Below are 2365 nucleotides of genomic sequence, written 5' to 3'. Positions count from 1 at the left end.
GCCCACGCAAAGAACTTCTGCACCCGGTCGAGCCGGCGCGTGCGCGTCATCGGCGGCAGGCTGTCGAGGAACAGCTTGCCGTAGCCCTTGGTCAGCAGCCGCGGATCGGCGAGCACCAGCACGCCGCAGTCATCGACATCGCGGATCAGGCGGCCGACGCCCTGCTTCAGCGTGATCACGGCGTTCGGGATCTGGTACTCGAAGAACGGGTTGCCGCCGGCGCGCTTCATCGCGTCGATGCGCGCGGCCAGCACCGGGTCGCCGGGGCTCGAAAACGGCAGCTTGTCGATGACGACGCAGGACAGCGCCTCGCCGCGCACGTCGACGCCTTCCCAGAAGCTCTGCGTGCCGAGCAGCACGGCGTTGCCGTGGCGGCGGAAGGCGTCGAGCAGCGCGGCCTTCGGCAGGCTGCCCTGCTTCAGCAGCGGATACGGCACGCGGCCGTCGAGCCGTTCGTGGGCCTCGTTCAGCGCGCGGTAGCTCGTGAACAGCAGGAAGGCCCGGCCGCGCGAGGCTTCGAGCACCGGCACGATCGCCTCGATCAGCGCCGCGGTGTAGCCGGGTGCCGCGGGTTCGGGCAGGCCCTCGGGGTGGTAGAGCACGGCGTGGCGGGCGTAGTCGAAGGGGCTGTCGACCTTGAGTGTCGCGGCGGATTCCGCGAGGCCGAGCCGGTGGCGGTAGTGGCCGAAGCCTTCGCCGACCGCGAGTGTGGCCGACGTGAACACCCAGGCGGCCTGATACATCGCCATGCGCCCGCGGAAGGTCGCGGCGATGTCGAGCGGGGTCTGCGCGATCTGGAAGCTGCGGGCGTAAGTCTCGAACCAGTGCACGGCCTCGTCGCCGGGCGGCTGCGTGAGCTGCGCGAAGCGCTGCGCGAGTTCGACGGCACGCGCATGGCAGTTCTCCAGGCCCTTGCCGCGCGGTGCGGCTTCCTTCAGGGCTTCGAGCAGGCGTGACAGCGCCAGCGTGATGGCGGCGATGGCGTCGATGACCGGCGCGCTCTCGCCGACCTCGCTCCACGGCGCGCGCCGGCCCTCGTCGCCGAGCGCCTGACGCAGGCCGGTGACCCGGTCCTCGAACTGCGCAGCGCGCTCGGCCAGATCCGGGAAATCGCGGGCATCGCGCCCCTGCTCGATCATGGTGTCGCGCGCCAGCTCGACGAGCTGGCGGCTCGACAGCGTCAGGCCGAAGAAGCTGCTCGCGACCTCGGGGAGCTGGTGCGCCTCGTCGAAGATCACCGCGTCGGCCCCGGGCAGCAGCTCGGCGAAGCCTTCCTCGCGGATCGCCATGTCGGCGAAGAACAGGTGGTGGTTGACCACCAGCAGATCGGCTTCGAGCGCCTCGCGCCGCGCCTGCAGCACCTTGCAGTCGGCAAGCCGCGGACATTCGGCGCCGAGGCAGTTGTCGGCCGTCGAGGTCACCAGCGGCCAGACCGGCGAATCCTCGGCCACGTCGATGACCTCGGCGATGTCGCCGTGCCTCGTCATCGCCGCCCAGTGGCGGATGCGGGCAAACTCGGCGGCCTGTTCGCGCGAACGGAAGCGTCCGGCGGCCTCGGCGGCCTCCAGACGGTAATCGCAGAGGTAATTGGAGCGGCCCTTCAGCAGCGCGAGCTTCGCCGGCGAGCCGAGCGCGGCGCAGATCACCGGCAGGTCCTTGCGATAGAGCTGGTCCTGCAGTGCGCGCGTGCCGGTCGAGACGATCACGCGCTTGCCGGACAAAAGCGCCGGCACCAGGTACGCGAAGGTCTTGCCGGTACCGGTGCCGGCCTCGGCGATCAGCGTGCCGTGATCCTCAAGCGCAGCGGCGACGGCCCCGGCCATCGCCTGCTGCTGCACGCGCGGCGCGTAGCCGCGGATCGCGCGCGCGAGCGGGCCATCGGGGCCGAAGACGGCATCGAGTTCCAGCTTCCGGCCCCCGGCTGCGGCTCAGCGACCGCCGAGCGTGACGGCCTGCGCTTCGGCGGCATCGCCGCCGGCGGCGTTGCCGCCGGCGCGACGCACCGCGGCGATCAGCCGCCAGGCCTTGGCCTGCAGCGCCTTGTTGCCGCCAGCGAGTGCGATCGACTTCTGCGCCAGCGCCTCCGACTGCCCGTACTGCGCCTGGTGCGCGCGCACCTGCGCAAGGTCGTACAGGATGTTCGGATTGCGCGGCTCCAGCCGCTGCGCGCGTTCGAGCGAGGCGGCGGCCTTGTCGAGTTCGTTGTTGCGCACGTAGGTGTTGGCCGAATCGATCAGCGCGACGACGGCGTTGTTGCCGCCGCGTTCGGCTTCGGGTTCGGCCGGGGCCGACGGTGCAGCCGGAGCACTGGCGACCGGCGCCGGTGCCGGCGCCGGACGGGGCGGCGGCGGAGTCGCCGGTGCGG

General features: G+C 71.7%; 2 protein-coding genes. Both read right to left on the bottom strand.

All coding sequences use genetic code 11. From position 1 onward, the window contains the following. Nucleotides 1–1823, bottom strand: a 1823-nt coding sequence (locus PKE44_RS18400) for an ATP-dependent DNA helicase (protein WP_324554143.1), incomplete at its 3' end; no start/stop codon positions are given. A gap of 105 nt (nucleotides 1824–1928) precedes the next feature. Next, nucleotides 1929–2365, bottom strand: a 437-nt coding sequence (locus PKE44_RS18395) for a tetratricopeptide repeat protein (RefSeq protein ID WP_324554141.1), incomplete at its 5' end; no start/stop codon positions are given.

The organism is Plasticicumulans sp., assembly GCF_035331805.1.
GTDB lineage: Bacteria > Pseudomonadota > Gammaproteobacteria > Competibacterales > Competibacteraceae > Plasticicumulans.
Note: the sequence above shows the minus strand (reverse complement) of the source record. Positions and strands in the feature narration are given on the sequence as shown.